This is a genomic window from Paenibacillus sp. P4_A7, from assembly GCF_056402455.1.
The window spans coordinates 1-692 of sequence record NZ_JBFUHJ010000895.1 but is presented as its reverse complement, the minus strand read 5'-3'; the positions used below and the strand labels follow the sequence as shown (position 1 = coordinate 692).

2 protein-coding genes are annotated in these 692 nt (G+C 45.4%); both read right to left on the bottom strand.

Going from position 1 to position 692, the window contains the following annotated elements; genetic code table 11:
* On the bottom strand, positions 1–384 hold a 384-nt coding region (locus tag AC1DWN_RS34795), incomplete at its 3' end, for an SDR family NAD(P)-dependent oxidoreductase (RefSeq protein ID WP_477563354.1).
* A 45-nt stretch (positions 385–429) separates the two neighbouring features.
* Positions 430–692: MlrC C-terminal domain-containing protein (locus AC1DWN_RS34790; RefSeq protein WP_477563353.1), on the bottom strand; the 263-nt coding region annotated here is incomplete at its 5' end.

The following is a 692-nucleotide window of genomic DNA, read 5'->3' as shown; positions in this document are numbered from 1 at the left end:
GGGAAATACAGCTTTGCATGTGAATAAGCATGATTTCAAATTCACGTTCATAACACGATCCCAGTCTTCACTCGTGATCTCATACCACTTTTGACGGGGATAAATTCCAGCGTTGTTCACTAGAATATCAACCCCACCCCAAGCTTCGGTGATTTTCCGTACTATATCTTCCACCTGTTGCTCCTGGCTGACGTCACAGCAAACAGCCATAGCTTGACCGCCCTTAATACGAATATCCTCCACTACTTGATCTGCTTCCGCCTCGTTTCCCGGATAGTAGTTGATTGCTACCTTCGCTCCTTCACCCCCGAAAGCAAGACAAACTTCACGACCAATCCCACGGGATCCACCAGTAACAAGCGCAACCTTATTTTGTAATCTCATATTTGATCATTCCTTCCATAAAAGTTTTACCTCTGAAGAGTGTCCTCAAAATGAAAGCTCTAAATCTTGATCCCATGGGTACATAGGTCGTGCAATGTTAACGTAAGGGAGACTCTGAAGATTTGCAGTACTCGCACCAGGTGTGTCCAATATGTAAATATGTTCTGACAGCTTCTCGTATGACGAACGGAATTRGCACGCCGACTTCACCATAACCAGATCCACTTCTGTCGGCTCTAAACCCATGCTACGATACATCGCAGGATCACCTGTAAAAACCGCGCGTTCGGTAAGCAACAACGATATCC